Source organism: Mesorhizobium sp. NZP2077 (assembly GCF_013170805.1).
Lineage (GTDB): Bacteria > Pseudomonadota > Alphaproteobacteria > Rhizobiales > Rhizobiaceae > Mesorhizobium.
In genome coordinates, this window is sequence record NZ_CP051293.1 from 6,214,031 (window position 1) to 6,240,937 (window position 26,907).

Consider the following 26,907-nt stretch of genomic DNA (forward strand, 5'->3'; position numbering starts at 1 on the left):
TGTCGACATCGCCGCACTCGTCAGCCCGCGCCGCCGACATGCTGGCAGCGAGGCCAGCGGCAAGCAGGAAAGCGCTGGACAGTCGCATGGCGTATTTCGTCTCTGGGCGGGTTTGATCTGGCCTTCAAGGCTCATACCTGCGTTTGGGCCACTCCGCGAGTGATGCGTCTCGTGATCATCAAACCAACAGACAAAACGCATCCACCGACTTCGGGGCGGAATGCATTGCGCGACTGCCAGGAACGGCGCAGAGACACCCACAACAAAGTCGTCAAGCGATCTTGCGTTCGGCCGGCCCCGCTTCGCCAACCGTCTTGCTGTTTGCATCTGATGATGCCAGTTCTTCCCCCAATGCGGCGATCAGCGCCGAGACGCGGCCGCGCACGCGCGGCGGCAGGATCATCAACCCTTCGATAAGACGCCGGCCTTCCGCGCTGGCGATGAAATCCAGGCGCTCATCGACCGGCAGCGGCCGCGCCTCGACGCTTGTCTGGTCGTTTCCCGGCAGACCTGCGAAGAAGCGGCCGACGGGAACGCCGAGCGAATTTGCGATCTCGTAAAGCATCGACGCGCTCACACGATTGCGCGCGTTCTCGTATTTCTGGAGCTGCTGGAAACTGATGCCTATCGATCGGGCAAGTTGGGCTTGCGATACGTCGGATTGGACGCGAACGGTCGCAATCTGCCTGCCGACATGGTGATCGGCGGGATGAGGTTCACTCTCGATCTTTGGCTTCGGCCCCGTCCGAAGGAGGACGGCGCGTTGCGGTTTTAACAAGGCCTTTTGATCCTCCTCTAATCAGCCGGACAGAGAGTCTGTCGCCTACGCTCCGGGCTCTTCGCACCGACGTTCTCTCCAGATCGAATCGCCATTTAATATACCTTATAAGGTGCAAAATAACCCTATAGGTGGCAAACAATATCGGCCTGCCGATTGTGGACTCATGGTCAGTCCACGACAGATTCGAGCCGCACGGGCTTTGCTTGGTTGGTCGCAGCAGGAGCTTGCGGACAAGGCAATTGTGTCGCTGAATGCGCTGGCCCGATTGGAAAACGGAAAGGTGGATTCCCGGGTCAGCACTTTGCAGGCCATCGAGGCGGCTCTGACAAAAGCAGGTGTCGAATTCTTGTCTGCTGGTCAAAAGGGTGAAGGTGTACGGCTGTTAGATCCTCATGCTTGAATGTCCAATTAGCGAAAACACACGATCCCACGAGATGAAGGGGTTAGACAATCCAAACTGCTTTCCCCAAATTAGCCGATTGGCCTAGTCGTGGTATTGTCGGAATCACCCATGATCCGAATTCCCCAAACTTGGTTGTGGTCAGACGGGGTGACTGCCGACGCACGCCCCTTGCCGAGACCCCTTACGCCCTGCTCCTTTGAGCTTCGACCGCAGAAAGTTTGTGATCAATTTCATATCAGATGCGTCGTAAGAGATCAACTTGAAATTGGATGATATGAAAGAAATTACCGGCGTCCAGATCAGAGCAGCGCGAGCGTCGATCCGTTGGAGCGCTGAAGATTTGGCCGAAGCAGCTAGCGTGGGCGTGGCGACAGTCAGGCGCGCAGAAGCTGCGGATGGCGTCCCTCCGATCACCACAGCAAATCGGAACGCGATCCGCGGTGCCCTTGAAAAGGCGGGCATCGAATTCATTCCGGAAAACGGTGGTGGCGCTGGCGTGCGCTTGGCCAAACGGCAATAGCAGACCCCGAACGCACATCTAGGAGCGATCGTCTGAAATCTGACACCGATTTCCGGCCGCTTTGCGCCAGGTGCTGTCGTGCGTATTGCGGCAGTGAACGACCGAGAATAGGCCGTTAGGGCGACCGTCAGCTTTCAGTAACGAGGTTCCGAACAGCAGCCATCCGATACCCTGTTGCTGCCCGCAACAAGCGTAGGATGGCTTTCTCGGCAATCGCCAGACTGCCCGCCAATGCATAGGGGTCAAACGAAACATTCAGCTTGGCCAGCTGCTGGGTCTGTTCAGCGGTGGCCTGAAGACGGCCGGACGAGCGAAAATGGAGTGAAGACAGCTTCTAAAAGGCTATGAGATGATCACAATCCGAGCAAAACGGCCAACTTCACGACCTTGAGTAATGCCCGTTTATTCATGACCCCGCGCTTGTTTCTGAGGTGTCCAGTTTTTCGGCAATTTCCGAGGTGAATAGTAAGGGACCACCTGTCGCCAGGTGGCCCAAGTCCAGTTTCTTGCCTAGACCTATTTCGCGGCCTTCTGTGCCGCGTAATAGCTTTCAAACAACGCGCCATATGCCGGTTCGACGTGGTCGACAAAGACCTTGGCGAAATCCATCGCGTCTGGGCGATCCCAAGTGTGCATCACCTCTGTAATCGCCGCGAATGTGTCAATCGGCATCGCGCCCGCCTGCGTGACCCGGGCAATGGATATGTCGGTCGCCATCTTCGACCAATTGCCCGATGCATCCACAATGCAGAACACTTTGTATCCAGCCTCGAGGGCTTTCAGTGCAGGAAACACCATGCAAATGCTGGTGAGTGTGCCTGCGATCAGCAGTGTCTTCCGCTTGGTTTTCTCGATCGCTTCGACAAAGGGGCGGTGATCCCATGCGTTGATCGGGCCGCTGCGTGGAACGTACACCGCATCGGGGTTGCTCAGCAGGATATCGGGAATGGTCGGACCATTTGCACCGTCGGGAACTGATGCCGTGACAACTGTCGGGATCTTCCCGATCTTCGCTACCTTCGCAAGAGCAGTTACGTTGTTACGGAGTTCCCTATACTCCATATCACGGACCAACTGGAACAAGCCGCTCTGATGATCTATCAGCAGCAATACAGCATCGTTCGGGTCAATCATCCACTTGTTTAATGTCATGTCATTTCCTTTGGTTTTGGAACTGGATGTGCTGCCTGCGGCGGCGGCTACCGCTGTCGTCGGCGTCGTCAGCAATGTCGCTGCGCCGGCTGCAGCGCCGGCAATAAGTATCTCTCTGCGCTTCATTTACTTCTCCAATCGATTGATATTTTTAAATGAGTCCCATCAAGCTGAAGAGGCGCGCGCTCGACCACGACTGCCAACTCAAGCCGTTTCTCGCCAGTGACTGTGGACTGATCCAGTATCAGACACCGCCATAACCACCTTGGCCGCCCGGAATGGATTCTGGATGTCCACCGCGCTGCGGCGCTCGACCCGAGGCATGCCAGAGAAAATTGCGGCGAAACTTGTCGATACCGATTTCCATCGTGCCACCTTGCGAGGTCATGAGCCGGCAGACTCGACCTGCGTAGGCTCTGGCGGCAACGGAATGAACTCCGTTTCGCCAGCGACTTCGGGGAAGCGGCCCTGCCGCCAGTCGTCCTTCGCTTGCTCGATCCGATCCTTGGAACTCGAAACGAAGTTCCAGTAGACGTGACGTTGCTCGGGAAAAGGTTCGCCGCCGACCAGCATCAGATGCGCTCCGCCGCGTGTGCTCACGATGATCTCCGCGCCAGGCTTGAAGACGACAAACTGCGCTTCGCCGAATGTTCCTGTCTGGCCGGCGACTTCAATCTCGCCAGAGACGACAAACACGGCCCGCTCGATATGATCCGTGGGCACTTGCAACCGCGCGCCAGGCTGGAGCACGGCGTCGACATACATCAGGTCCGAATAGACCGGCACCGGCGAGCGTTCTCCGAACGCACTGCCCGCAACGACGGTGAGCGAGGCTCCGTCGGCCTGGAGCCTGGGCAGAGTGCCGTTGGCGTGATTGGAGAAACCCGGCTGCATTTCTTCGAGCGCCTTGGGCAAGGCGACCCAGATTTGCTGGCCGAACATCGTTCCACCTTGAGCCTGCAATTTCGCGGGTGAGCGCTCGGAGTGGACGATGCCGCTACCCGCTGTCATCCAGTTCACGTCACCGGGACGGACCGTCTCAACGCTCCCGATGCTGTCTCGATGAACCATTTCGCCTTCGAGCAGGTAGGTGAGGGTCGACAGGCCGATATGGGGATGGGGGCGGACATTCAGGCCAGCCCCTTCTCGAAACACCACCGGTCCGAAATGATCGAGGAAAATGAAAGGACCAACCGTGCGGCGCTGTGCCGATGGGAGCGCACGGCGAACCTTGAACCCATCACCCAGATCGCGAACAGGCGGAAGGATCAAATGTTCCACTGCCGAGTCTTGCAGGGCACTCGTAACAGTCATTGCCGCCTCCATTGTAGAGTTCAATTCGGCGCTGTCGCGGCGTGATCTCGTTCCAACAGCGCAATTTTCATCTCAAGAAGGCCACGAATCGGTTAGGCTCCGGGTTCGGTGGACTTTCTTGATCGCGTCTAAGGATCGTAAATCCCACGTGCGGATATGCCGGGAAAGCCGGTATGTTACGATACTATCCATCGGCCTAGCCGATGGCTTTCAATCATCGAAGCATCCCGTGGTCGCTATTTCAGTTTTGCCGGCTAGCTTTGCTGCCAACGATTGTACCGGCGCGCGTTGACGTGTCAGTGGCAGCTTGCATAAATCGGGGCAGCCTGCATATTTTCAGAGAATCCATCGGTTAATTCGATAGAAAGACACAACGTGCTTGATGGTGTTTCTCTTGACCAGTTGCGGACTTTTGTTGCCGCAGCTGACGAAGGAAGCTTCTCTGCTGCGGCTCGGCGCCTCAGGCGAACCCAGTCCGCCGTCAGCGAAACCATGGCCAACTTGGAGACGCAGCTTGGTGTCGCGCTTTTCGACCGGAGCGCTCGATATCCGCGGCTGACGACCGAGGGTAGTGTCCTTCTTGCCGACGCTCGGGCTGTCGTTTCCGGCGTTGATGGCATGAAGGCACGCGCGAAAGGAATATCAGGAGGGCTAGAGGCGGAGCTGGCTGCGGTGATCGACGTCTTCTTTCCGATCTCCGCGGTTGCCGAGGTCGCCCACGAGTTTCGCGGACAATTCCCCGCCACACCTTTGCGGCTACTTGTCGAAGCCCTCGGCGGCGCGGTGCAACCCGTCTTGGATGGTCGCGCGAGCTTCGGCATCGTTGGATCTTTGCCAGTACTGCCCTCTGGCCTTGTGGCCGAGCGCGTCACCAGCGTTGACTTTGTCATGGTCGCGGCTGCAAACCATCCGCTCGCGGCGTATGGTGGCCTCATTCCACGGGATGAGCTGGCGCGACACGTTCAACTGGTGCTCACTGATCGATCCGATCTCTCGGCCGGGCGGGAGATCGCAGTCATATCGCCTTCAACCTGGCGGTTGGCTGACCTGTTTGCCAAGCACGCCTTTCTCATCAGCGGGCTGGGTTGGGGTGGTATGCCGCTCCACGTCGTTGGGAAGGACATCGCCGAGGGGCGGCTTGTTGAACTTTCGATCCAGGATATACCACGGGGCGGACTCAAGCTGCCGATATCGGCCATCTTCCCAATCGTCGCACCTCCAGGACCCGCCGGCCGTTGGATGATCGAGCGCCTTAAACAGTGTTCAAACGAAATGCCGGGCAAATGGCCTATGGACAAGGTCTTCACGACGTCCGTGCCCGGCCCCGAGCGGTGAATCTGATACAGATCAATGTGATCGGTCTGCAGGCGACGCAGGACCTATTGTTTTTGAGCGATGGCCGAGTCCTCGCGCACCATTGTGTCGCCGACACCGAACAATACTGAAGCCGAACAACCGCTTTCGGAGAACGCATCGCCATCCTAAAGGGCCGAAATAGGCGCATTGCTGACCGGCAGATTTTGGGCCGCTTCCGGTCAGGCAGCTTTCAAGAACCGTCCTGCCGGAGCAGACATTTAGGAAGGCAGTTGTTTTGCCGGCTCCTCAGTCTCGTCGCTGCAGCGGAATCGCAGCCGCATTTAGCCCGCCGGAACGGGGTGACCGTCAATCAAATGCCCGCTCTCCTCATTCGCGAATATACAGACGCTCCGGGCAAACAATCGACCTGAGGCGCGAAGAAACACGCCCAGCGCAATCTGTATCTGCCGCCAGGGCATCGTTAGTCTCCGGTTAGAAATTCGGCTACCGGCAGCAGGCCATACTGGTGGAACGTTGCCATTGGTCTCACCGTTTGTAAACCTCCAAAGCCAGCGCGCGCTTTCACTTATTCCCGCAGGCCCGCCTTGCGCAAATTCTCGCGAAAATGTTCCAAGTCACTTGAATTCTTGTATGGCGCCATATCCGAGGTCGTTCTCATCGTGATTGTGGCTCGTGGCTCCAGCCGCAAAACGTGCTCAATCGCCTTCTGCGCTTCGTCTTCGCTTCCTAAAGCCGCGTAGCTGGCTGCCAGGTACAAGTGACGGTATACGGTATCGAGGGTTCGTAGACCTTCCAACGCCGCAATCGCTTCATTATATCTGCGAGTGTCGTAGTAAATCTGGCCAATCTGTAGAATGTACCACTCGGGGTAGTGAGGGTTGAGACGCATAGCTTTTTGCGCCGTCTCAAGGCCTTTCTGTGCCCTCCCGCAATAACTTAGGCAGGAACCGAAATCCATCAGCACGTCGGCATCATTTGGATTGAGCTCAAGGGCGCGTTGATACTCAACGATAGCGCGTTCGTATTGTCCGCAAAATAGGCAATGCCCTGCGAGCGCATAGTGCCCCCATGCCTCCGCGTCGTCGCGTTCGATCGCCAAATTGGCGTATTTCAGGCCATTTGCCAATGAGACGTCGGCGTTATCGCTCCAACCGTCGTTGGCGTCGATCATGTACGTCCACGCAAGCTTCGCAAACGCTTTCCCAAACTTCGGATCGAGTTCGCCCGCCTTCTCGAACAGTTCGCGTGCACGTGAGTTGTCCTCTTTCGTGAAACGGTTGAGAAACTCCATGCCGCGCACGAAATAGTCTAGGGCTTCAAAGTTCCGTGTGCCCGCTGCCTCTTGCCGCTCGTGCCAGACCTTTAACAGTCGCCCGCCATAGGCGGTGGCGAGACTGCCAATAATCCTTTCGGTCACATCGTCTTGTACGGCAAAGATGTCATCAATGCTCCGGTCATAGCGCTCTACCCAGAGATGCCGGCCAGTCTTGCCGTCAATGAGCTGAGCCGTTATTCGCACGCGCTCTTTCGATCGTTGGACGCTGCCCTCTAGGATATAGCGAACCCCCAGCTCCCGGCTCGCATCTTGTATTTTCGTAGCCTTGCCCTTGTAAGCAAACGTCGAATTGCTCGCGATGACGAAAAGATCGCGGAACCGCGACAGGCCGGTGATGACGTTTTCTGTAATACCATCCGCGAGATAATCCTGCTGGCGGTCGTCGCTCATGTTGACGAACGGCAGCAAAGCGATGGAGGGCTTGTCAGAAAGCGAGGTCGGCGAAGTGGGGGTCGCGCCGAGACCGTCGAGACGCACCGCATAAGCTCGCACGGGGCGCACAATATTTTTAAGTATCTGCTCACCGTTGTCGTCGAATTGCAGGTCAAGCCGGTTTCCGAGGTGATCTCGCACCGTGCCCGAAACCATGACACCTCCAACGGGAGCGATGCCTTCGAGCCTCGCCGCCACGTTCACGCCGTCACCGAACAGATCGTCATCCTCGACGATTACGTCGCCGAGATTGATCCCAATGCGGAATTGTATCGCCCCATGTTCGGAGACAGACGCATTTCGGTCCGACATAGCTCGCTGGATGTCGACCGCACAAGCCACGGCGTTCACCACGCTTGAGAACTCCGCCAGGACACCATCGCCCGTGGTTTTGAAAATACGGCCTTTGTGCTCGGCGATCTTTGGGTCGACCAACTCGGCACGGATTTCCTTTAGTGCGTCAAGCGTGCCGACCTCATCCCTGCCAATGAGCCGAGTGTAACCCGCCACGTCAGCGGCAAGGATCGCCGCGAGGCGGCGTTGGACACGTCCGTCGGGCATGTAGTGCATTGCCTTCAAGAGCAACAGGACAAGGATTGTAGGGGTGACCGCTGGCCGAGTCCACGAGCCGGAACGTCGGTTTAGATCGTCATAAGTCGGAATACAAACTGAGACACTTCTCTATTCGGCGTGTTGAGGTCAAGCGCTATCGAGCTTTCCGTGTCTCCGGCGTTTTGACGTCTTTCGCAGGGCCTTGCTTCTCTCCGGGATCGGCGTTTCGCCCTCCCAGTATGGGGTAGGAGAATGAGGCGGCACAATCTACCAAGCGTCTTGATCGCATGTTGCAATCGGTACGAGTGTCTCAGCGAACTCGCCTCATTCATCGTCCTGCGAAGGACGTCCGTCCGCCAGCGAGCGGAACTCTCTATCTCCCTCCTTCCCAGCCTTCTGGATCAGATGGCTGACGCCATGGTTTCCCGCGTCCAGCGGAACTCGGTGCCGTCCAGCCACATGCGATGCATGACGATTCCCAGGCGACGTGCGAGCGCGACAATTGCTTTGCGCATCCCGCGCCGCTTGGCGACGTTCATCGCCCAGGCCTTGAGCCACGACATTCTGGCTGGTCAGCGTCTTGACGTGCACCGGGCGGAACAGGTTGACCCGCATCATCTGCGCGATGCCGCGCGCGTCATTGCGATCGGTCTTGTTCGGCTGCGCCTTCAGGAACGCTTTCACATGACGCGTCTCGATGCAGATGACCGGCAACCCGGCGCACGCCAGCCCTTCAAAAAGCCATTGCGACAAGGGCCCGGCCTCGAGACCGACCCGTTCAATGTTCAAGGCAGGATCCTTCAGGACGGCGAGGAGATCGTCGCAGTGGCTGACGACCTTCACCTCGCGGCAGATCCTGCCGGTTTCATCGATAATGCAAACCGCGGTCTCTTTCACCGCGACATCGAGGCCGATAAAGTGCTTCATGATGCGCTTCCTTTCCTGATGCTTGTGGCTGTTTGGACAGACCACGTTCTATCATCAGCTCGAAGCGCAGCACCTTCTTGCATCACCGTTGAAGAAGGGGCGCAAGCCGAATACCCCATCTACCGGTAGGACGGTAGCTTAGTGTCCGACGACAGCAGGCTCGCATAGGCGCCGGTCAAAGTTCACACTGAACGGGCCGATCTGCCTTTTGCTCCACAACCATTGCACGCGTGCGGATCTCGGGACCGACGACCAACATGCCGATCTCAATCTTCACGAGATCGAATGTCTGATTCTTTCGACACAGATTAATTGCCATGTCCTCGGAAAACAGCCCCCGTCGCCATGCCGCCTAATCTGGCAACCCCGCCATACGCCAGCCATCGACAAAGGGCTGCGCAGCACTCATGCTCCTAAAGGGCAAGTTCGCTGCGAATTCGCCGATCGTCCAATCTGGATTGCCGGCAAGAAAAAGACGGGCTTCCTCCCGAGCATCGGGCACGCGGCCTGCAAATGCGAGCGCTGGTATCAGGTTTACCCTTGACCCGGTCCCATATGTTTCATCCCGGCTCAAGGTCGCCATAGCCTCGTCATACTGACCCACAGCAAATTGCGCCATCCCCAAGACCCAGAAGTAGGCGTGGTGCGGGCGGGGATTTAGACGAAGAGCCTCGGCGCAAGCCGTCAACGCGTCTTGCGGGTTGCCCAAGTAGATGTAAAGCTCAGCCAGCCATATCCCCGCGTTTGCGTTGTTGGGATTGAGTCGAATGGCAAGCTCTAATAGTGATTTTGCTTCATCCCAATTGCGCTCATATAGCTGAACGTATCCAAGCGCACTGCAAGCGTCTGAATCGTTGGGATCGATTTCTACCGCGCGTTGTGCGTGCATCAAAGCATTTGCTTGGTAGGAGACCCGTGATTCTCCCCAATTAATCCAGCCAAAAAGCAGCGAAACCGCAAGATTGCTGTGCGCCTCGCAATAGTTTGGATCAAGTGCAACCGCACGTTCCAACGCTAAAAGCGCTTCTCTGTTTTCAGACTTCGACATAGCCCATTTTTCTCGTGACCTAACGCAAAGATCGTAGGCTTCGAGATTTGACGGCCTGGAACGGGTAGAGATCTTGTTCATACCAATCTTGCCGGAAATAGCTTGCACGACGCGACGCGTAACTTCATCTTGAATCACGAAAATATCGGCGAAATCGCGGTCAAAGCGTTCAGCCCAGACATGATTTCCGCCGCCCGCAGCATCAATCAACTGGACATTTATTCGGAGACGCTCTGCCGAGCGACGCGCGCTACCTTCAAGGATGTATCTCACCCCTAAATCATGGGCGATTTGGCGCACGTCGATGGACTTGCCCTTGTAGGCAAAGGTGGAATTGCGGGCGATAACGAAGAATCCAGGCACATTCGACAGATCGGTAATGATGTCTTCCGTGAGCCCGTCGGTGAAGAACGCCTGTTCTGCATCACCGCTCATGTTGACCAGCGGCAGGACCGCTATCGACAGCTTTGGCGGCGTCGACTCGGTCCGACGGCTCGTTGCAGATGCTGACGTTGCGGTCGTCGTCGACTTCGCGGTGCCAACCCGAAGCGAATAAACCCTGATGGGCTCGGCGATGTTCTTGAGCTGTGTGCTGCCGAGGTCGGTGACCAAGAGGTCGAGCCTCGCTCTGACCTGGCGATAAGCATCCTCGGACAGGCAGATGGCGCCAGGCGCCGCGACGCCCTCCAGACGCGAGGCGATATTGACGCCGTCACCCATCAAATCGCCGTCGTTTTCTTCGACCACGTCACCCAGATGGATGCCGATACGGAATTCGATGCGGCGGTCCTGCGGCACGCCGGCGTTGCGCTCAATCATGCCGTTTTGCACCTCGATGGCGCAGCGCACCGCATCCACGACACTGCGGAACTCAACTAGCGCCCCGTCGCCCGTGCGCTTGACCATCCGCCCGTGATGCACTGCGATGGTCGGATCGATCAGATCGCTGCGCAGTGCACGCAAGCGCGCCAAAGTACGATCTTCGTCCTCGCTGGCGAGCCGGCTGTATCCGACCACATCCGCAGCCAGGATCGCGGCTAGCTTGCGCTTCTCGCTCATCGCGCGACCTCCCTAGCAGGTAGAATAGCAGGAAGACTGAGCGCAGGAGGGAACTTTCGCAGTGAGGCTGGCGGACCGACGTCTGATGTTCGGAAGTCGAACCCGCGACGGTCCACCCGACCACCCATTTGCCCAGATCGCAGACACTGCTATCCTCTGACTGGCTTTGCCAATTGTAAAATCTTGCGAAGGACCAGAACGCCAGGACCAGCAGGTAGAAAATGAATCAAGCAACTGCGCAGCGCCGCCTTGCAGCGATTCTAGTTGCTGACGTCGTCGGCTACTCGCGCCTCATGGAGGCAGACGAAACGGGCACTCTCGCGGCACTCAGAGTGCGGCGAAAGGGGATCGTCGAGCCGATTGTCCGTGAGAATGGTGGCCGAATTGTCAAGTTCATGGGCGATGGTGTGCTTGTGGAGTTCGCAAGCGCAGTGAATGCCTTGAGATGCGCCCTCGACATGCAGAAGCGGATGGCCGAGTCCAATGAAAATCTGGCTGATCGCAAAAGGATCGTGTTGCGAATTGGGGTAAATCTTGGCGAGGTAGTTGGTGAGGGGTCAGACATTTTTGGCGATGGGGTGAACATCGCCGCTCGCCTGGAAGGTTTGTCGGAGCCGGGTGGCATCTGCATTTCCGGAAAGGTTTATGACGAAATTCGGGGCAAACTCGACGTCTCAGCCATAGACATGGGCGAGGTTGCGCTCAAGAACATTACTCGGCCGGTAAGAGCCTTCCGCATCACGTCTGGGATTACCGCAAGACGGCTAGTCGAGTCGCGGGAACCTGTCGATAGCCGGCCGTCGATTGGAGTTCTGCCGTTCACCAACATGAGTGGCGATCAGGAGCAGGAGTACTTCGCCGACGGCATCACAGAGGACATTATCACCGAACTGGCGCGAAATCGTGGGCTGTTCGTGATCGCACGGAATTCGTCCTTTACGTTCAAGGGGAGCTCCGTAGACATCGCCGACGTCGGCCGAAAGCTCGGCGTGCGCTATGTTGTCGAGGGCAGCGTCCGCAAAGACGGCAAGCGTGTGCGCATCACAGCCCAGTTGATAGAGGCAGTAACTGGGAGCCACGTCTGGGCGGAGCGTTATGATCGTGACTTGGAAGATATCTTTGCCGTTCAAGACGAGGTGACCAGAAGCATCGTCGCGGCCGTTCCGGGGTATGTTGAATCCGACGTCGTGAAAGCATCACGGAGCAAGCCTACCGAAAGCTTGGGCGCGTATGATCGCTATCTGCGCGGCTTAGTAATCACAAACCGCTGGCGCAATGACGACATCCCCCAGGCCATAGCGGAATTCGAAAGCGCAGTGAAACTGGACCCAACGTTCGCCCGCGCTCATGCTCTGTTGGGCCAGGCGCACCTGCGTGTCTACTGGCAAACACTGGCCCCGCTCGCGTTGCAATCAGCAAACCAAGAAACTGAACTCGCCGTGCGACTCGACGGCGAGGATAGTAGGTGCTTGGGTATTCGGGGGGCGTGTCTTATGCTCAACAGGAACTTCGGCGAGGCGTCTGAAACTTTCCAACGTGCCCTCCAACTGACACCTGATGACGCCGATCTCAATGACATAGTGGCGTACTACCTGCTTTGCTCGGGACAGGCGAGCGAGGCTATCGAGAGATCGCTCAAAACTATCCGCGTCAGTCCGCTGTTCCTTCCGGGATCTCTCCGTGAGACTATGGGCATGGCATTCATGATGACGCGACAGTACGAGGAGGCGATAAAGTCTTTCGCCACTATCAGCAGCCCCTATTACTATATCCACGTTTATATGGCCGGATGCCTGGCGAAGCTCGGGCGTCTCGATGAAGCGCGGGCGCAAGGCCGTCTGGCAAACGAACTCAAACCAGATTGGCCTAGTGTCGATTGGGGCTATCAGTACACAGGAGAAGAATATAGGGAGCACGAGCGCGAACTGGCCCACCTGGCGATGGACGCCCTGGTGGACCGACCTTAAGCGCCGGTCTGACTTCCCCGTCGGGTCAATCGCGATCGGAGTCTAGCCAGCAGCAAGTCCGGCCGTGCCCGATATGCCGGCCCAAAGCGGAAGTAAATACAGAACACTCGCGGCCTCCACGACGCACGCGATTCAAGCGCCCGAACCGGAGCTACGAAACTTTGATCCAATGTCGCCGTTGGCTAAAGTGGCGTCCTTCGCAATTGTGCCGAGCTGCGATTAAAGTTCGAGCAGATTGCTGCGCGGCCGCCGATAGCCCGAGGCTAGGCGGTGGTGTCCTCCGCGATCCGGCTCAGCAACTTGGCGACATCGACTGCTGCGGTCACCATGGCGTCGTGTCCTGTCTGCAGTTCGTGGTAGTCCTCGATATCAGCGGCTTGTGCGCTCTTTGGCTGACCAAGCGGCTTGTCACCAATGCAATTGATGTAGGTCCGGGGCATTTGCGGAAAGTTCGCGCTCAGTTTGACCGGGTCCCTGAAGGTGCGGATCGGGTGTGCATTAAGCTTTGGCATCACCCAACTCACGTCCGTCTCTTCCTTCAGCCCAAGGAATTGGACGGTCGCTGCACTGGCGGGGATGCGCCAGCCTTCGCCCCCGACGCGCGCCTGCTCCTCGAAGTTGTCTCTGGCCTTTGCCGATGCACAGTCATACAGGCACTGGCCGTCGCGGGGAACGATGGCATCGAGATAGACAACCCGCGCAATTCGGCCGGCCGCTCTGTCGGCGGCAGCCGAGACCACGATGCCCGCGTAACTGTGCCCGACCAGCACAACATCTTTCAAGTCCTCGGTCTCCAGCACACCGAGCACATCGCAAATGTGCGTTTCCAGATCGATGTCAGGAGAGGCGAGATGAACTCGCTCGCCGAGGCCGGTAAGAGTAGGGGTATAAAAATCGGTGCCCGGCGCCTTAAGTAACCGAGCAACCTTGCGCCAACACCATCCCCCGTGCCATGCGCCGTGAACCAAAACGTAGGTTGTCATCGGTTGCCCCGCTTCCCTTCGATACACGGAACGCACCGAATCTGGCGCAAGTGCAGAGTTTCCGGCGCGCGATAGCTGCGAGATATCCCGCACACAAATTCTACACCCATAGCTCGGGACTAGAAAGCTGCGCGCTTTTCGGCGCGCGTCCGTGCGCTCATGGTTTTCGGGGCCATGGCGGCAGCCGGAATTTCAAGTCATTTTGGGTCGGTGACGAAGGGCATGATATCCACGCCGTCTCCCGAGAAGACGGCGAAATGCGGGTGGTTCTCAAACAGGCGGGCGGCAGCCTCGATGGTGTCGGCCTCGATGACAACGTAGCCGCAGAAAGGGTTCACGGCGTCAGCGATGCCGTTCTTTGTAACGCGCGTCGTTCTGCCGACCATACCGCCGCGATCAGGGAAGAATGCGGCGTTTCTCTCCTCCCAGTCTGCCCACTGCTGCAAGCCGACGCTATCAATCGCATCTTGCTCTGGCTTGGGCAGGCTGCGAAAGCGGGTCTTCGGGTTTCATCGTGTAGACGGCAAGAAAGCGGGGCATAAGGCGAACTTCGGGCTGGCGGAAACGTTGTCCGGCTACACTCCTATGCGGCCGAAGTCACTGCGCGTGACCTACCTCCAGGTGCCTGTTTGCGTCAGTTCGGACGTCTGCTCCGTGCCGGAGCGGCCTCCAAGGGCGGTAATGAATAATGGCCGCTCACAGGATCTGGAACATCGTCAGCGCATTGGCCGCGTTGAGGCGCATTTTGGTCGGCAGGCGGGAATGGAAGCGCCTCGCGCCCCTTGATTGTTGAGCGCTTCCCACGATGCGTCCGAAGCAGGCGCGGGAAGTCTCCGTCATGCTTGGTCCGTCGCAGACTTACGCTCTGGCGGCGGTCTGCGCTGCCGCGAAGACATCGCGTGCGGATGTCGTACCCGCGACGTGTTCCGTACCCTCGGTTCCGAGTTCCATCCATCCCGCGTTCACGGCCTCATACATCTCTTCGGCAGGTCCGGTGTGACCCTTAGGGACGCCGAACTGCTCGAAAGCTTGCGCCCACCCTGCACGTGGGACTGCAAAGGCTTTCACGTCGCGATTCAGGATTTCACCCAATTGCCCGGCGACTTCATCCGCGCTGACCATCGAACCAAGCTCGATGACGCGATGCCCTGACCAGGCCGGTCCGCTCAAAAGGCTTGCGACCTGCGCGCCGATGTCGTTGGTCGCGACCATGGCCGATTTCCGGCTTGTCGGATTGTAGAAGACTGGCAGGGTTCCACCTTGGGCGACCTGCAAGCCGTAGAGGAAGTTTTCGAAAAATCCGCCGGCGCGCACATAGGCGATCGGCAATTTCAGATCGCGAAATCCTTGCTCCAGAAGCGACAGGGCCGTGATCATCCCCAGGCCGCTGGTTCTGTCTGCGCCGATCGACGAGAGCGCGACGACCCGCGGCGCCGGCGCTTTGGTGAGCGCCTCGACATAGTTTGCGATGATGCCCTTGGCCTCCTTGAAATCGGGCGAAGGGGCCCAGACAGCCGGCAACATGACGAACGCGCCTTTGACGCCTTCGAGCGCTCGCTCGATAGCTGCGGAATCATTCCAATCGCCGTCGACCAGTTCCACGCCCTGGTTCACCCAGTTAGCCGCCTTCGCGCGGTCGCGGACGAGCGCGCGGACCTTCTTGCCTTGCGCCAGCAAATGCGAAGCCGTGGCGCCGCCCGCTTTTCCCGTGATTCCCATTACTAAAAACATGCGTTTTCTCCTGATGTTGAGGAACAGAGCACTGCCCCGGTTCAATGGATGAGCGGTAGAATGGCCCGGATTCGGGGATCGCGCAGACAGAGGCCGCCCCATGTCATCACGCCCAAAAGCAGGGAAATGATTTCCGGCGGCGACCCCAACTCACCAATGCGGACATGGGCGCAGATGGCACCGCCCAAAAAGCCCGTCGCTAGGATCGCGCCGAGGACGGCGGTGGCCGGGATGGCGTAAAGTATGGCGCAGGCGAGTATGATCGGACCCACGACACGGGTCAGGTCCATCGCGAACCCGGTTTCCTGCAACATGCTCGCGATCTGTGCCGGCGCGAAAAGCTGAATAGTGCCATCTGCCACCAGAGCGACAACGACAAACGCGCTCATTATCCGGCCGGCCCACAGGGCGCGATGCAAGGTCATAGTTTCAGGCGCGTGATGGAGGTTCATGGTTTCGGACACTTGTCATTCTCCGATGGGTGGATCCCATATTCGGAGCTTACTGTGCCTCTTAGGTGTGATAAATGCCGAGGGAATGAACCAACTGTTCTCTTTTTGGGAAACAATACCGAGGCACGAAAATGCAGAATCTCGAACCCATCCTCATTTTCATAACGGTAGCGGAAATGGGGAGCTTCACCCGCGCGGCCGATAGCCTGGGCATCCAAAAAGGGAGGGCCTCGACGGCGGTCCGGAAGCTGGAAGAAGATGTCGGTGTCAGGCTCCTGCACCGGACGACGCGCAGCGTGCAGTTGACGGAGGACGGGCGCGCATTTCATGCCCGTGCCCGCGATCTGCTTGCTGAAGTCGATGACCTGCACTCGATGTTCGCAGGCGATCGGGTGGCACTTCGCGGACGTTTACGGGTCGATCTTCCGACCGAGGTGGCGCGCACAACGATCGTGCCGGCCTTGCCGGATTTCATGGCTGCTCATCCCGAGTTGGAGCTGGAGGTGTCGAGTACGGATCGGCAGGTCGATCTGGTTCAAGAGGGATTCGACTGTGTATTGCGGCTTGGACCGATACGGGATGAGACGCTGATTGCCCGCCCGCTGGGACTGTTGCGCATGGTCAACGCTGCCAGTCCCGGCTATCTGGCGCGCTATGGCATCCCTCGATCGCTGGAAGATCTCCAGCGTCAGGAACATCGGACGATTCATTTTTCGACGATGCTGGGCGCAAGACCCCATGGATGGGAATATCCGGACGGCGACAGCTACGCGACGCTTCAGTTGCCAGGTGCGCTACACGTCAACAGCGCGCAGACCTACGAAGCCGCCGCCCTCGCCGGCCTTGGGCTGATCCAGGCGCCACTCTTGGGCATTGGCCGATACTTGGAGAGTGGAGCGCTTGTGGAGATCATACCCGATTTTCGGCGCCGGGCGCTCGCCGTGTCACTCGTCGTAGCACATCGGAGCAATCTGTCGCGCCGTGTCCGCGCATTCATGAAATGGATCGAAGATGTGCTGACGCCGTATCTGGAATAGCGAGACGAACAATCTTCGTCCGGCCTCGAAATTAACATCCTGAGCTATGTCGGTCTAACAGAATGCGACACCGAAACCGGCGCGACCTTGAAGTCCGACGAGATATCCTCAACCTTTCCGCCTTACAGGCGATCGGAACGAATGGCCGCTTTCGGGACGGCCCACTTTGCCCTGGAACGGCCGAGATAGGGCGGTGGGTTCAACCGGTCATATACGTACGATTGCCGTCACCTTCGGGCCGAAAGTAAAGCAAGCCGAAGGTAGCTGCTGATCCATTACGGGGCTAACAGACTACCGGGTATGGTTCATGATCGACCGCCAACCTATAACGGACTGCCACCCGTAAAATATTCGGCCCAAAGAGTTCGCTGTCCTTGCCCCCGCCACACTGCGGGGGAACGATGCTCTCGGCAGGGTTTGACGATGTTCCGATTCCTTCTGATTATGCTGTTGCTTGTGGCGTTGCCGGCGGCGGCGATGGCCGAGAAGCGCAGCGCGCTGGTCCTCGGCGACGCCAAGTACCAGTCGGTGCGCGAATTGAAGAACACGGTGGCTGACGCCACGGCGATGAAGGATGCGCTGCGGGCGCTCGGTTTCGACGTGACGCTGGAGATCGACAAGGACCTGCGCCGCACGCGCCGCGCACTCGAGGATTTCAGGCAAGATGCCGCTGGTTCCGATGTCGCCCTGGTCTATTTCGCCGGCCACGGCGCTGAGATCGACGGCGACAACCGGCTTCTTCCGACCGATACGGATGTGTCATCTCTCGACTCGTTGAAGGCGAGCACCTTGCCGTTGAACGAGGTGCGTGACACCGTGACCTCGATCGCCAAGGTCGGGCTGGTCATTCTCGACGCATGCCGTGATGACCCGTTCGGCGCCGGGGATGGCTCGGGCCGTTCGGCCGTTGCCATCGCCAAGAGAGTGGCCGGCAGCGTGAAGCCAGGCCTCGGCCGGGTTGGGCGCGCGGAGAACGTGCTGTTCGCCTTTTCAGCCGCTCCGGGGGAGACGGCTGCGGATGGTGATGGCGAGCATTCGCCGTTCAACGCGGCGCTGACCAAGTATCTCGGCACCGAGGGACTTGAGATCCGCTCGGTGCTGACCCTGGTGCAACAGGAAGTCTATGACCAGACGCGTGGCAAGCAGTTGCCCTATATCGAGAACGGCCTGCCGCAGCTGTTCTTCGCCGAGAAGTCGGACACGCCGCTGCCGGAACGCGAGCGTTTGCTGCTCGCCATGGCCGACATTACCCCGGACCTGCGTACAGAGATCGAAACGATCGCGGCGGGGCACGACATGCCGTTGGCACCCCTCTATGGCGCGGCTATCGAAAGCGGACTCGCCCAAGCGGCCAGGGCCGACCAGGTTGCTCAGCTGGGCCAAGCCGCCGATGCGTTCGTGAAGACGCGAAACGATTTAAAGACGCTGGCGTCCGACGATCCCGATGTGGTGCGCCAGCGCGCAGAGGCGGAAAACAAACTCACCCTTGGTGAGTTCGATGCTGCGCGCGCCGCCTTCGGCAAGGCCATCGGCATCGACGCCGCCTCGCGCGACAAGCTCAAGGCGAATTTCATCGAGCGCACGCTTAGCCAGGTAGCTTCGCTGTCCTTGCGTGCCGGCGGCTCGCTGGTATCGTTGAAGTACCAACTGGCGATCGAGGACTACCGCGCCGCCTCAGTTCTGTTCGACGACCTGACAGACACCGCACTATCGGACGGCGGCCTGAGAAACAAGATGATGGTTCAGTTCTATCTTGGCCAGACCCTGGCGACGGTGGGCAATGCAAAGGACGCGCTGACCGCCTATCAGCACGCAGTGCAGACAGGCGAAAGTCGTGTCCGTCGAGACCCGCGCAACCTGAGTGGACAGCGTGAATGGTCGGCCGCGCTCGTACGCCTGGCCAACAGCTTGCGCGACAGCGGCCAGGCCGACAAAGCGTACGATGCCTACAACTCCAGCCTCGTGGTTATGCAGCGTCTCGTCGGGGCGGACCCGCACAACGCACAGTGGGAAAACGACCTTGGCGCAAGCCTCCATGGTATCGCGCTTCTGGAGACGGACCGAGGAAACCTCGCGGAGGCTGAAAGGCTGCACCAGCAGGCCGCGCAAGTGTCTCGCGCGCTCATCGCGTTGGAGCCGAACAGTCCTATCCATCGAAGGGAACTGGCTGTGGCTCAAATGAGCCTGGGCGATCTCGTTGGTAGCGTCGGCAATTCGCAAGCCGCGCTGCCAGCATACCAGGACGGTTTGAAGACGCTGGAGGAAGCGGTGGCGCTGGCGCCGCCCAACACCTTCAATCAGGACCTGGTGGTGATGCATCTGCGCGTCGGTCTGACATTGCTGCACCTGCGCCGGAACCAGGAAGCCGCTGCCGAATTTCAGCAAGGCGAGGAGATCGCTCGGCAGGACATCGAAAACGATCCGAACAACGACGATTTCGCCAGGGCCTACGCGGCGGCGACGAGCCAACTCGCCGCTGCGCAGTTGGCGACCGGCGACGTGCTCGGAGCTGTCGCGACGTACCGGCGGGCAGTCGCTTTTATCGGTCCAAATGCAAGGGATAAGAAAGGCGAATGGCTAAAGCTCGCGGCAATCGGCAATGGCGGCCTGGGCGATGCCTGCGCGGCCGTTCGAGACGTGAAATGCGCGTACGATGCCTATCATGATGCTCTTGAAGAGCAGACAGCGCTGGTGCATTCGGATCCAAGAAATGTCTTTGCGCAGATGGCGCTGGCGCTCTATCACAAGAAGCTAGGCGATGCAGGCGACAATCGCCGCGTGCACTACCAGGCCGCGCTGGACATTCTGCTACAGCTCAAAGCGGTAGGCGCCTTGCCTCCAGCCTATCAGTCTTGGATCGATCTGACGCGGCAGGCCGTTCAGAGCGCGCGCTGATGACTCCGACCGCTCTTGGGTAACTCACGACGTTGAATACCTAGCAGGTAGGACTCAACTTGCGGCGAGCCGCAATCTCTGGCGTGGTCGCCGGCACTGTCTGCTTACTGGCTTTGGTAAGGCTAACTTGAACGGCCGACATCAGGCGGTGGGTTCAACCGGTCATCGCAACACCTTCTGTAGCCTATCGGCCGGCGTTTCGAAGTCCAGGGTTTTTCGGGGTCGCTGATTGAGCCGCAGGGCGACGGCGTTGAGTTGGGCCTGCGAGACATGGGAGAGGTTGGTTTCTCTCGGGAAGTACTGCCTGAGCAGGCCGTTGGTATTTTCGTTGCTGCCGCGCTGCCAGGGACTTCGCGGATCGCAGAAGTAGACCTGTAGATCGGTTGCAACGGTGAAGCTCTTGTGCCGAGCCATCTCCTTGCCCTGGTCCCACGTTAGCGAGCGCCGCAACTCTTCGGGCAATGTGCCGATCGTCTGGGCGAGGGCCGCCACGACGGTGGCCGAGTCCCTCCTCGCCACCTTTACAAGCATCGTGAACCGGCTGTGTCGCTCGACGAGGGTGGCGATGTGCGTGTCGTTCGCCCCGGTGAGCAGATCACCCTCCCAATGGCCTGGGATGGCGCGATCCTCAGCCTCGGCGGGGCGCTCGCGGATGGAGATCATATCGAGTATTTGTCCTTGCCCCGTCCGGCTCTGTGCGCCTTTGGCGAGCCGCATCTGTCGTTTGGTACGCAGGTGCGCTGTTAGTTCCTTCTTGAGCACCCCTCGCGACTGGATGAATAGACTGCGATAGATCGCTTCATGAGATATCCGCATGCTTGGATCGCCTGGGTACTCTCGCCTCAGCCAGCCCGCTATCTGCTCCGGGGACCATTGCAGCGCTAGCTTTTGCGCCACCCGCCACCGTAGCCGCCCAGAGCATGCCAGGCGACACCGCTTCGGGCGCAGCGCTCGCTCCCAAGCATACTTGTCGGCCCGGGTTGCACGTACGCTTGTGCACCGCCATTGCGCGAGATCTCGCGACATATTGTCGATGGGGATCGCCCGAGACTTCGTGCAATAGCGCGGATCGCAAGACCCGCCGCGATCCCGCGAGAGATCTCTTCGCGCTCCGCCAGCCCGAGCGCCAAGGCCGCTCTACGCCTAGCTGACGGAGCAATGCCGCCGTGTAAGGATACGATCCGTTGAACGCCGGTCTTGTTCCGGCGGTCCAGTGCCCGCGAGATCGACGAAATGCTCTGACCTTGCTTCCATCGCTCCCAAAGCTCGACCTTCTGCGCTGACGTAAACCAGATCCGTGACGTCACCATGCAACACCTCTTCATCCTCTCAGATTAAAGCGTGTTGCGACGACCGGTTGAACCCACCGGCGCAAACCGAACGAACACACTTACCCGTCCGCGAAACGTCGGATTCTGGCATGTCCTCAGTTGTCTGACGCCATGGCAGCCTATTTCCTGGTGATGTTTTCCTGGCCAACAATGGCTTGAGCAAAGAAATCCTGGTTCTCACTGGCCAGAACCAGCAACCGCGAGATGGCTTCCACTCGCCATGTCGAGGGCGCGCGCCGAAGAAGGAATAAAGCCTCTTCGACCCGATACTCCTGGCTCGACGGCTCGTCGATGGTGGCGCCTTCAAGCACCGGGACATCCTCGGCGGCCACAAGGCGGATAGGCAGCTCGAGGGATATGCCGTTGGCGCCTTTGATCTCGAGTGTGTAGACGCCTGGTGCCACGCTGGACATCGTCAGGTTCGCGTGACGATCATTTGTGACGTCCAGCACTTTCGCGGCGCCGCCATGTTCCTTGACCATGGTAATCGAATAGGGCGCCGTGCTGCCGACCCAGCGGATGGAAAGCGTATGGCTGGGGTCGATCGACTGCTCGCCAACGGCATAGACGCCCGGCATAATCAGATATTGAGAGGGTATCGTCTCGCGAGTGTCGCCGACAATGGCAGCTGCCATATCGCGCGTCTCTTGCCAATCCTTGCCGATGATACCAAGCGTAAAGTCCAGGAGGCGCTGAAACCTGCCGATCACGGGGACCTCGGGTATTTCCACGACATCGGGAAACTTGACTGAACGCACGGTGTTGTCCGGCATGTTGATCTCTGCGCTCACGCCGGCGCCAGGGCGCACGATATCGCCCGGCTGCAGGAAACAGCCGGCCTTTGCCGGCTGTGCATCGAGGCCGCGTTCGACGCTGAGCCATGTCTCAGCGCCGGCCTGCCGTTCGACCTTGATCACGCTTGCACGGGTGTCGGGGCCACATTCACAAAGTGGTGGTTTCTCGTCCTGCCCCAAGGCAGCTTGCACACAGGACAGGGCCACGGCGACAGCCGTTGCGGTGCCCAAGGCGAACCGCTCGAACTTCCGGCGTACTTCGCACCGCTTGTCACACGCCATTCTGCCCCCTCGCGGCCCGTCTGCAGAATTCACTCGCTAGCCGGTGGAATATGCGGGCGGCTTCCAATCGCCTCCACCCAGGTCAGAGCCGCGGAAAGCGCCTCTCGGATGACCTGCAGGATAGAGGACATTCCCTCGAAGGCAACGGCAATGATCGGCGACATGACCGCTATGGCCGTTCCGGCCGCCAGGCTGGAGAATGCATGAACGGCGCCAAGAAAAAATACCGCAAGGATGGTGACGACAATCGCGAGCGCGGCCAGGACGAGTTTGGCGATGTGGTTGACAGGCGATCGCAGCCGCTCGTGTGCTTGATGGCCGGCGACATGGAAGACGGCGCCGATCGAACTGGCAAGGCCGATCAGCAGCAGTTCCCAGGCCCAGCCTTGATACTCGTCGACCAAGGTTCCAGAGGCGATCGCCCGGATGGCGTTGGCGTGCACCATCGCGCCTGGCATGCGCAGCCCCAGAGGTGTCGCATGCAGATCCCCGGAGGCGGCGTAGCCGCCGCCGATGACGACGACCGCCCCGTCCAGCAGCGACAGGTTCTCACTCAGACGCTGTTGCAGTTCATCAGCTTCGATAGTCTGGAAGACGAATGGCGCATAGCTGTAGGCGGCGGTAACTGCGCTGCCCGGATCCGACGGCAGCGAAAACAGAATCCGCAGGACCGACAAGTCGTCATTGTCCGACGGCTCGTAAACGTGGTTAGCCACATTGAGGGGTTTGGCTTCGCACTTTGCGCTCGATCCGGGACGCGACGCCGGAAACAGACATGCAAGACCGCTTCGGTCGACTTTTGCGTCCATCAGCGCGGCGCCAAGCAGTCCAAAGCCGGAAATGCGCCGCGCCGCCGCGGGCGTATCCCCGCGCATCAGGTGCCAGGCATAGACCGAGCGCACGACATTGTCCGGATCGGGTTGGAGCAGCGGCGACGCAAACCAGAGATCCGGATGTGACGATGGCGAAGCATCGGGACTGCATTTGGAGTCGTCGAAAATGGATGGATAGGCCTGGGCAACCGGCCGTGCCGGATTCGAGGCTTCGCTCACCACCGGCCGCACGGCCAATACGGGGATCGACTTCGCGATCGAATATGTCTCGGCGCACAGCAGCTTGTCGGTGTCGCTCGCTTTGTCACCCACCTGTGGCGCGAGCTCGACGTCGAGCACCACAAGCTTCATCGGAGTTCGGCCAGCATTGGCGCTAGCAAGCGCCTTCAGCATCTCGACGAGTTCGTCGCGAGGCGTCGCGAAGCCGGTTGCGCAGGCCTCACCGCGGGCCTTGGCCCAGATACGACAGGTCGCCTCACCGACATTGATAAAGACGTAGCGTACGCTCTTCTCCGACTGGACGTCGGCCAGCCGCTCCCGTGCAAGTTCGCGCATGATAACGTCGGATACGCTGCGGTCGAGCGACCGCACGGCCTCGACATGCCGCAGCGCGGTCATCGCCAGACTGACCACAAGCGCCAACGCGCACAGCAATAGCCACTCTATTGCAAATGCCCGCAACAAGTTCTGCCATGGATGCGAGCTTGGTTCGTTGTTCACGTCGATCTGGTTTCTTGGATTTGGAGGTCGGCGGCATGCTCAAATCTAACGATAAATCATGAGTTCACGCCAACCGCGAGTCAATTGGCTGATAAGGTCTCCAGAGAACTGACGGGTGGATGGTTTGGTTGCAAGGTGGAGGCTTGACGACGGCGGTCGAAGACTTCGGTAGAAGGATTATCGGTTCGGCAGGTCCGCCGTCTATGTCTAAGTCCCACTGAGTTTGCGCCATTGAGCCGCCAGCGTCGACGCATTAGCATGGGGCGGATTTGGATCTCTCGGGCGGAAGGATGAGGATGGGCAGCAGGCATTGCGGGAGCATATTCGCGGTGCTGCTGGCGCTGTTCTTCGCCATGATTTCACACGCGCCTCCAGCCGACGCCGGTGACGCCAGGCCGATGCGCGGCGTGGCCTTGGTCATCGGCGAGTCCCGCTACGATAATTTACCCGCTCTGCCCAACCCGGCCAACGACGCCCATGCTGTCGACCGGCTCCTGGGCGAACTCGGCTTCGACGTCACCTCGGTCACCGACGGCGACAAGGCCAAACTCGACCGGAGCCTGCAACGCTTCGTCGAGGACGCTGCGGGCGCCGATGTGGCGCTGCTCTACTATTCAGGACATGGCATCGAAGCCGGTGGCGAGAACTATCTGGTGCCAGTCAGTGCCGATCCATCGTCTCTCACTGACGCCGGCAAAACCCTCGTACCCTTGTCTGGCCTGCTGGCCGAGTTGAAGGCCAAGGTTCCCGTCGCCATCGTGCTGCTCGATGCCTGTCGCACCAATCCGTTCCCGCCAGGCGCAACCATCACCACGGCCTCCGGCCCGGCGCCCGTCGCCGCCGCCGGGCTCAACCTGACGCGCGGAGCTGCGCCTCTTGCCGATACCACTGATGCACCGCAGAGCCTGGGCGAGGTGATCGGCTTTGCCGCCGAACCCGGCCACGCCGCGCTCGACGGCGATGCTGGCGGCAACAGCCCCTATGCAGCGGCCCTGCTGAAACATCTTGCCGCTGGCGGCTTTGCTTTCGGCGATGTGATGACGATGGTGGCCGAAGAGGTTTATGTACAGACCAGCGGCCGCCAGCGGCCATGGATCAATGCCAGCCTGCGCCGGCTGCTCTATTTCGGCCTGTCGCCGGAACAGGCGACGGGTGACGATGCCGCCATCCGCGGCGAGCACCGCAAGCTGCTGCTCACCATCGCCACGACGCCTCCCGACACCAGGCGTATCGTCGAAGCCGCCGCCAATTCAGAAGCCGTCCCACTCGGCACGCTCTATGGTCTGCTTGCGGCACTTGGCACCGATGTGCCCAGCGATCCGCGCGAGCTGGACCGACTGCTGCGCGATCAGACCGAGCATCTCAAGACCATCATTGCGGAACGGCGGGCGCTGAAGAGCACCGACGTGGACATCGTGCGCCTGTCGGATCTCGCCGAAAAGGCGCTTGCCGACGGTGCGGTGACAGCGGCGATCCAGTTTCAGCAACAGGCCAAGGCGCGCGTCGCGCAACTGTCCAAAACCGTCGATCGGGCCGAGGCCGACGTGAAAACCAGGCGGATCGAATTCGCCGAAGTCTACAGCCGCAGCGGCGATACCTATTTCCTCGGCTTCCAGCAGATGAAGGCCGCCGACGACTACCGCAAGGCGTTCGAACAGGTGAAGAAATGGGACACCGGCCTCGCCTGGCATTACAAGCTGGCTGAAGCCAATGCCATCCGCGATTACGGTACGTTTCGCGGCGACAACAAGGCATTGCAGGTCTCGATGAGAACATTTGCCGAAGCGGCCAAGCTGCTTCCGCAGGACCAACTGACACCGCAATTGGTCATGACCCAGAACGATTTAGGCCTGGCGATGTTTATGTATGGGGAGCGTCAGAGCGATTCCGCGTCGCTGGAGAAGGCCGTAGGCATCTTCTCCAACATCGTCTCCAGCGGCATCAAACAGGTTGATCCTTCGCTCTGGGCAGAGGCCCAATCCAATCTCGGCACCACGTTGATATCGCTTGGAACGCGCAAGAGCGGACCAGAGCAATATCAGCAGGCGGCCGTGGCTTTCCGCTCCGCCCAGCAGGTCATTTCGCGGACGCAACAACCTCTCAAATGGGCGCTGGCACGCCGGGGCGAGGCAGACGCGGTGGCCTGGATCGGCCTGCGTGGGAATGAGCCCGACCGGTCGCGCGAGGCCGTCAATGCCTATGAGGACGTCCTGACGACGCTGACTCGCGAACTCGACCCACTCTCCTGGGCTGCGGTCCAGGATAGCCTCGGCAGTGCGCTATGGGCGATTGGCGATCGGCTGGATGGCAGCGAGTTGCTGCAACAGGCCGTACAGGCCTATACCGCTGCACTCAGCGAAAACACTCGTGAGCGCGTGCCTCTCTGGTGGGCCGCGGGCCAGAACAATTTGGGCAATGCGCTCTGCTCGCTCGGCCAGAGAGAGCAAGGCACGCAAAGCCTGGAGCTGGCGGCTGACGCCTATCGCAGCGCGCTGGAAGAATGGACCCGCGAGCGCGAGCCCTTCAACTGGGCAACCGCGCACAACAATTTGGGGCGCACCCTTGTGATAACCGGCCAGCGCTCCGGAAACGACGCGACCATTGAGGCCGGAATTGCATCCTATCAGGAGGCTTTGAAGGAATGGACGCGTCAGAGCGCGCCGCTGCAATGGGCCTCCCTACAGGGCGGCCTCGGCGTAGCGCTGTTCGGTCTCGGCCGCGATAGGGCGGATGAAAAGCTTCTCCGGGACGCGCGGCAGGCGACGCAGTTGGCTAGGACATTCTACCGTGAGGCCGGCTACCCCCAATTCGATGGGTCTTTCAGGGATCGCCTAGCTGAGATTGACCAAGCGCTGGCCGCGCTGAAGTAGCAATTGCATTTCAACCTACCGCGAGGGGATCGAGGCTACTCTGGACGGCCACGCTAATCGCGCTGTTGCGCCTTGGACTCCCGGCAGAAGTCGGCTGAGCGGGTCTCCGCTCAGGGAGAAAGCCGGCATTGAGGAGCCGAGTGCTTCGACTATTCGCTCAGATGCGACCTC

The 26,907-nt window shown here is 59.5% G+C and carries 18 protein-coding genes and 3 pseudogenes; 7 read left to right on the top strand and 14 right to left on the bottom strand.

Going from position 1 to position 26,907, the window contains the following annotated elements; all coding sequences use genetic code 11:
• Positions 1-271: 271 nt before the first annotated feature.
• A complete protein-coding gene (locus HGP13_RS38655; protein ID WP_172232993.1) occupies positions 272-778 on the bottom strand; it encodes a helix-turn-helix transcriptional regulator in 507 nt (168 codons plus the stop codon).
• A 166-nt stretch (positions 779-944) separates the two neighbouring features.
• Here HGP13_RS38655 and HGP13_RS30810 point away from each other — a divergent pair, with 166 nt between their 5' ends.
• The gene (locus HGP13_RS30810; protein WP_172232996.1) at positions 945-1,181 is read left to right on the top strand and encodes a helix-turn-helix domain-containing protein; all 237 of its coding nucleotides are present in this window, start codon (positions 945-947) and stop codon (positions 1,179-1,181) included.
• Between the two features lie 277 nt (positions 1,182-1,458).
• Positions 1,459-1,704: a transcriptional regulator gene (locus HGP13_RS30815; protein WP_172234920.1), complete on the top strand. Its 246-nt coding sequence runs from the start codon at positions 1,459-1,461 to the stop codon at positions 1,702-1,704.
• Between the two features lie 516 nt (positions 1,705-2,220).
• Here HGP13_RS30815 and HGP13_RS30820 read toward each other — a convergent pair.
• The 3 genes from HGP13_RS30820 to HGP13_RS30825 form a co-directional block, all read right to left on the bottom strand.
• Entirely contained in the window at positions 2,221-2,982 is a 762-nt protein-coding gene (locus HGP13_RS30820; RefSeq protein ID WP_246707171.1) for an isochorismatase family protein, read from the bottom strand.
• A 118-nt stretch (positions 2,983-3,100) separates the two neighbouring features.
• Positions 3,101-3,223 carry a hypothetical protein gene (locus HGP13_RS38660; protein WP_281411311.1) on the bottom strand — a complete coding sequence of 41 codons (123 nt, stop codon included), beginning with the start codon at positions 3,221-3,223 and terminating at the stop codon, positions 3,101-3,103.
• Between the two features lie 17 nt (positions 3,224-3,240).
• Entirely contained in the window at positions 3,241-4,182 is a 942-nt protein-coding gene (locus tag HGP13_RS30825; RefSeq protein ID WP_246707172.1) for a pirin family protein, read from the bottom strand.
• A 363-nt stretch (positions 4,183-4,545) separates the two neighbouring features.
• Between HGP13_RS30825 and HGP13_RS30830 the strand changes: the two genes are divergently transcribed.
• On the top strand, positions 4,546-5,505 hold the full coding sequence (locus HGP13_RS30830; protein WP_172232999.1) for a LysR family transcriptional regulator: 960 nt from the start codon (positions 4,546-4,548) through the stop codon (positions 5,503-5,505).
• 547 nt (positions 5,506-6,052) lie between these two features.
• On the opposite strand, the gene HGP13_RS30835 is transcribed toward HGP13_RS30830, so the two are convergent.
• The 3 genes and pseudogenes from HGP13_RS30835 to HGP13_RS30845 form a co-directional block, all read right to left on the bottom strand.
• The gene (locus HGP13_RS30835; RefSeq protein WP_172233002.1) at positions 6,053-7,816 is read right to left on the bottom strand and encodes an adenylate/guanylate cyclase domain-containing protein; all 1,764 of its coding nucleotides are present in this window, start codon (positions 7,814-7,816) and stop codon (positions 6,053-6,055) included.
• Between the two features lie 392 nt (positions 7,817-8,208).
• Positions 8,209-8,734: pseudogene (locus HGP13_RS30840) on the bottom strand (transposase).
• Positions 8,735-9,086: 352 nt separating this feature from the next.
• Positions 9,087-10,841 (bottom strand): tetratricopeptide repeat protein, encoded by a 1,755-nt coding sequence (locus HGP13_RS30845; protein ID WP_172233005.1) that lies wholly within the window; start codon positions 10,839-10,841, stop codon positions 9,087-9,089.
• A 221-nt stretch (positions 10,842-11,062) separates the two neighbouring features.
• Here HGP13_RS30845 and HGP13_RS30850 point away from each other — a divergent pair, with 221 nt between their 5' ends.
• On the top strand, positions 11,063-12,808 hold the full coding sequence (locus tag HGP13_RS30850; RefSeq protein WP_172233008.1) for an adenylate/guanylate cyclase domain-containing protein: 1,746 nt from the start codon (positions 11,063-11,065) through the stop codon (positions 12,806-12,808).
• A gap of 263 nt (positions 12,809-13,071) precedes the next feature.
• On the opposite strand, the gene HGP13_RS30855 is transcribed toward HGP13_RS30850, so the two are convergent.
• The 4 genes and pseudogenes from HGP13_RS30855 to HGP13_RS30870 all read right to left on the bottom strand — a co-directional run bounded on the left by HGP13_RS30855 (position 13,072) and on the right by HGP13_RS30870 (position 15,986).
• A complete protein-coding gene (locus HGP13_RS30855; protein ID WP_172233011.1) occupies positions 13,072-13,791 on the bottom strand; it encodes an alpha/beta fold hydrolase in 720 nt (239 codons plus the stop codon).
• A 197-nt stretch (positions 13,792-13,988) separates the two neighbouring features.
• Positions 13,989-14,331 (bottom strand): annotated as a pseudogene (locus tag HGP13_RS30860) (hypothetical protein).
• A gap of 318 nt (positions 14,332-14,649) precedes the next feature.
• A complete protein-coding gene (locus HGP13_RS30865; protein WP_246707173.1) occupies positions 14,650-15,468 on the bottom strand; it encodes an NmrA family NAD(P)-binding protein in 819 nt (272 codons plus the stop codon).
• Between the two features lie 95 nt (positions 15,469-15,563).
• A complete protein-coding gene (locus tag HGP13_RS30870) occupies positions 15,564-15,986 on the bottom strand; it encodes a DoxX family protein (RefSeq protein WP_172233014.1) in 423 nt (140 codons plus the stop codon).
• A 119-nt stretch (positions 15,987-16,105) separates the two neighbouring features.
• Between HGP13_RS30870 and HGP13_RS30875 the strand changes: the two genes are divergently transcribed.
• Positions 16,106-17,011 (top strand): LysR family transcriptional regulator, encoded by a 906-nt coding sequence (locus HGP13_RS30875; RefSeq protein ID WP_172233017.1) that lies wholly within the window; start codon positions 16,106-16,108, stop codon positions 17,009-17,011.
• Positions 17,012-17,488: 477 nt separating this feature from the next.
• Positions 17,489-19,906, top strand: coding sequence for a caspase family protein (locus HGP13_RS30880; RefSeq protein ID WP_172233020.1), 2,418 nt, complete (start codon positions 17,489-17,491; stop codon positions 19,904-19,906).
• Positions 19,907-20,068: 162 nt separating this feature from the next.
• On the opposite strand, the pseudogene HGP13_RS30885 reads toward HGP13_RS30880, so the two are convergent.
• The 3 genes and pseudogenes from HGP13_RS30885 to HGP13_RS30895 form a co-directional block, all read right to left on the bottom strand.
• Positions 20,069-21,231, bottom strand: a pseudogene (locus tag HGP13_RS30885) (IS30 family transposase).
• 125 nt (positions 21,232-21,356) lie between these two features.
• Positions 21,357-22,313: a hypothetical protein gene (locus HGP13_RS30890; RefSeq protein ID WP_172233023.1), complete on the bottom strand. Its 957-nt coding sequence runs from the start codon at positions 22,311-22,313 to the stop codon at positions 21,357-21,359.
• Between the two features lie 29 nt (positions 22,314-22,342).
• Positions 22,343-23,764 carry a CHASE2 domain-containing protein gene (locus HGP13_RS30895; RefSeq protein ID WP_172233026.1) on the bottom strand — a complete coding sequence of 474 codons (1,422 nt, stop codon included), beginning with the start codon at positions 23,762-23,764 and terminating at the stop codon, positions 22,343-22,345.
• A 398-nt stretch (positions 23,765-24,162) separates the two neighbouring features.
• Between HGP13_RS30895 and HGP13_RS30900 the strand changes: the two genes are divergently transcribed.
• Complete coding sequence (locus HGP13_RS30900; protein WP_172233029.1) at positions 24,163-26,736, top strand: caspase family protein; 2,574 nt, start codon at positions 24,163-24,165, stop codon at positions 26,734-26,736.
• Positions 26,737-26,907: the final 171 nt, after the last annotated feature.